The organism is Rhizobium sp. FKL33, from assembly GCF_005222915.1.
Lineage (GTDB): Bacteria > Pseudomonadota > Alphaproteobacteria > Rhizobiales > Rhizobiaceae > Rhizobium_E.
Window position 1 is genome coordinate 1 of record NZ_STFX01000049.1, and the last position, 4,664, is coordinate 4,664.

Consider the following 4,664-nt stretch of genomic DNA (forward strand, 5'->3'; position numbering starts at 1 on the left):
CTTTGGTAAAATTCTTCTGCTTCGGCATTCCGGTTTCCTTTCAACTCAAGAAAACCTCTCCACTTTTCCGATGCAAGTCCAACTCGAGAGAAGCCTGATCGCATTTGAAGTATTTCTATCCACGCGATCCCGGTTTGGAGCTTTTCGCCGACTCTGTCGTCGCCTCTCACCCCTTCCCAATGCATACCACTTCGGGCGCATGCAGCGAGAAGCCCTGGGATCGGCGTCTGGGGCCACGCCTTTGAAGCGATTGAGATTGCAGTTGCCTGCATGGACGCGTCTCCCCAGCATCAGTTCAGGATCGCCCTTGGCCTTGCGGACGATGTCGCGGATCACCCTTCCCAGGTAGGTTCTTAATGTTCTCAGGGCCTTGCCAGCTCGCTTGAACTGCTTGGCATGCGCATAGCGCTGGCGTTTGATCAGCGCGTGTTCGCCGACCCGCGCACAGGATTGCCTAAGTTCGACACGGAGCTTTCGCGCCAGCCTGAACAGCCGCTCGTGGGCGCGATGCGTCAGTTTGGCGTCGGTCGGATAGGTGGCCGCCTTCGGCTGCGCGTTGGTGTCGACGATCGCCTTGGTGAAGTTGGCGGGCTTGACCGCCTGCGTGCGCACCGCCAACGCCAGGTTTTCTTCCAAGAGCACGTTGAGCTTGTCCTCGCCCATCCTCTGCCGCTAGCGTCGTCATCGAGGAGCGGTCGAACAGCCGGTCGTGGCGGAAGAATTCCTCGCCGCGGAACAGCTTACAATGGGGGTGGCCCATCCAGCGATCGCAAAGCGCTTCGCCCGACAGGTCATGCATCGATGTGAGGATCGCCAGTCCCGCCATCAGCCGGCTCGGCAGCGGCGGATGGCCTGGCGCATCCGTATAGACCACACCGCGGAGCGCCTCTGCAAAGATCCAAATATGAATTGGCTCGAAAATTGAAGCATAGTCGTTTCTCTGCCGTTTAAAGGACGGAGCGATCTATGTTTATCTACCTTCATTATGAAGCTATAATTTTATAGTCCGCTTTCTCATCCCGGCATGATTTGCGCCGAATTCGGCTGTGCAAAGGGCTTGCAAATCAATTGCATGGATGATCTGGCTGTGTCAAAAAGAATCAATATGGGTAATCTATTTCTATTCATTGTCTGACGCCCCTCCTTTTGGTCGCCAACTCGCCTGTTCTGGCGATCGCGGCAAGAAAGGGAGCAGCGGATACGGAGTTCAGGCATCGGGACGCGGATATTTGCGTGACGCCATGACGTCGCGCCGAGAGGGAATGGTATGCAGAGAGAAACGCCCGGCCAAATGTCGATTGTTGGCGATGTTTCCGCGAAGGCATTGGCGTCATCCGGCGCGCATCGGCATTTCAACCGGATCCGTTCCCTGGTCGGCGCCCTTGCAGCCGCCTGTCTGCGCCACGTGTCGCGGCTCTTCCTGTTGATGTTCCTCGTCGTGGCGGGAATGCTTTTGACCGCCACCCGCTCAGAGGCGGCCATGTCTGACGCCTGTAAGAACATCAACACCGACTGGGGCAGCGGCGTGACATATGGTTCCGAAAATACGAATTCACCCTATTATGGGGTGCACTTAGACACTGTCGAAGATAATTCAGGCCCTGTGTTTAACGGATTGAACGAGAACGAGGTGATTTCATGGGCATTTACGAGCTCTGGAATTGTTGACGCCAAAAACTACGTCTCATTCTACGTTGGTAACTACGATTACAGTGTTAATGTCGATGGCGCGTCATACATGGATGGCACGCCCCCGTGGAGCGAAGCCAGAAACGTTTCTGGAAGCTACCAAGTTTCAGCTGCCGGATCCTGGTTTCAGATTATGTTGCTAACCTCTGGTCTGGGGAACGCTGGCGCGACAGGCACTCTCACGGTTACCTGTGCCGAACCGTCCGCATCCTCGACCGATGCCAATCTTTCCAACCTCGCGCTCTCCTCAGGAACGCTGTCGCCCGACTTTGCGAGCGCCACCACCAGCTATACGGCCTCGGTTGACAATGCCGTCAGCACGATCAAAGTGACGCCCACCGTCAATGACGCCAACGCCACGGTGAAGGTGGAGGGCGCCGCAGTGACATCGGGCGCGGCCTCGGACAGTATCAACCTCGCCGTCGGCGACAACGACATTGATGTCGAAGTCACGGCCGAAGACGGCTCGACGAAAAAGACTTACACGATCACCGTCACCCGGGCGGGGTCTGCGGATGCGACTCTGTCCAGTTTGTCATTGTCTTCCGGCACGCTGTCGCCGAGTTTCGCCAGCGGCACGACCAGCTATACGGCCTCGGTCGCCAACGATGTCAACTTGATTAAGGTGACCCCCGTCGTCAGCGACGCCAACGCCACGGTGACGATCAACGGCTCGACCGTCACATCGGGCTCGGCCTCCGGCGCTCTCAGCCTCGACGTTGGAGCCAACACGATCACAACCGTGGTGACGGCGCAGGATGGGACCACGACCAAGACCTATACGGTGACGGTGACGCGGGCGGCTTCCACGGATGCGGAACTGGCCAATCTCGCACTGTCCTCAGGAACCCTGTCGCCCACCTTTGCGAGCGGCACGACCAGCTATACGGCCTCGGTCGCCAATGCCGTAACCTCGCTGACCGTCACGCCCACCGTCAGCGACGCCAACGCCACGGTGACGGTCAACGGCGCGACCGTCGCTTCCGGCTCGGCCTCCGGCGCTCTCAGCCTCGACGTTGGAGCCAACACGATCACAACCGTGGTGACGGCGCAGGATGGGACCACGACCAAGACCTATACGGTGACGGTGACGCGGGCGGCTTCCACGGATGCGGAACTGGCCAATCTCGCACTGTCCTCAGGAACCCTGTCGCCCACCTTTGCGAGTGGCACGACCAGCTATACGGCCTCGGTCGCCAATGCCGTGACCTCGCTGACCGTCACGCCCACCGTCAGCGACGCCAACGCCACGGTGACGGTGAACGGCTCGACCGTCGCATCGGGCTCTGCGTCCGGCGCTTTCAACCTCGTTGTCGGCGATAACACGATCACAACCGTTGTGACGGCGCAGGACGGGACCACGACCAAGACCTATACGTTGACTGTGACGCGGGCGGCTTCCACGGATGCGGAACTGGCCAATCTCGCACTGTCCTCAGGAACCCTGTCGCCCACCTTTGCGAGCGGCACGACCAGCTATACGGCCTCGGTCGCCAATGCCGTAACCTCGCTGACCGTCACGCCCACCGTCAGCGACGCCAACGCCACGGTGACGGTCAACGGCTCGACCGTCACATCGGGCTCTGCGTCCGGCGCTTTCAACCTCGTTGTCGGAGCCAACACGATCACAACCGTGGTGACGGCGCAGGATGGGACCACGACCAAGACCTATACGGTGACCGTGACGCGGGCGGCTTCCACGGATGCGGAGTTGGCCAATCTCGCACTGTCCTCAGGAACCCTGTCGCCCAGCTTTGCGAGCGGCACGACCAGCTATACGGCCTCGGTCGCCAATGCCGTGACCTCGCTGACCGTTACGCCCACCGTCAGCGACGCCGGCGCCACGGTGACGGTCAACGGCTCGACCGTCACATCGGGCTCGGCCTCCGGCAATCTCAGCCTCGACGTCGGCGACAATACGATCACCGTCGAAGTCACCGCCGAAGACGGCGTGACGACCAAGACTTACACGGTCACTGTCACCCGGGCTGAAGCGGACTCCACCGACGCGACGCTGACCAGCCTGTCGCTGTCGTCTGGATCGCTCTCGCCCAGCTTCTCAAGCGCCATCCACAGCTATACGGCCTCTGTCGACAATGATGTCAGCTCGATCAAGGTGACACCCACCGTCAGCGACGCCAATGCGACGGTGACAGTCAACAGCACGACCGTCGCATCGGGCGCGGCCTCGGGCAATCTCAGCCTCGACGTGGGCGACAACACGATCACCGTCGAAGTCACCGCCGAAGACGGCGTGACGACCGAGACCTTTACGGTGACGGTGACGCGGGCTGAAGCGGACTCCACCGACGCCACGCTGACCAGCCTGTCGCTGTCCTCCGGAACGCTGTCGCCCAGCTTCTCAAGCGGCATCAACAGCTATACGGCCTCGGTCGCCAATGCCGTGACCTCGCTGACCGTCACGCCCACCGTCAGCGACGCCAATGCGACGGTGACAGTCAACAGCACGACCGTCGCCTCCGGCTCGGCCTCGGGCAATCTCAGCCTCGACGTCGGCGACAACACGATCACCGTCGAGGTCACCGCCGAAGACGGCGTGACGACCGAGACCTATACGGTCACCGTCACCCGGGCTGAAGCCGACTCCACCGACGCCACGCTGACCAGCCTGTCGCTGTCCTCCGGATCGCTCTCGCCGAGCTTCTCAAGCGGCATCAACAGCTATACTGTGTCGGTCGACAACGATGTCAGCTCGATCAAGGTGACGCCCACCGTCAGCGACGCCGGCGCCACGGTGACGGTCAACAGCACGACCGTCGCCTCCGGCTCGGCCTCCGGCAATCTCAGCCTCGACGTCGGCGACAATACGATCACCGTCGTGGTCACCGCCGAAGACGGCGTGACGACCGAGACCTATACGGTGACGGTGACGCGGGCTGAAGCGGACTCCAGCGATGCGACGCTGACCAGCCTGTCGCTGTCGTCCGGATCGCTCTCGCCGAGCTTCTCGAGCG

General features: G+C 61.0%; 1 protein-coding gene and 1 pseudogene. One reads left to right on the forward strand and one right to left on the reverse strand.

The genetic code is table 11. The features are described 5' to 3' along the window. Positions 1-169 precede the first annotated feature (169 nt). Positions 170-877: pseudogene (locus E8Q41_RS26020) on the reverse strand (transposase); the annotation flags it as partial. Between the two features lie 945 nt (positions 878-1,822). Between E8Q41_RS26020 and E8Q41_RS25770 the strand changes: the two are divergent. Beyond that, positions 1,823-4,664 (forward strand): cadherin-like beta sandwich domain-containing protein (locus tag E8Q41_RS25770; RefSeq protein WP_205910413.1); only part of this gene is annotated, 2,842 nt, incomplete at its 3' end.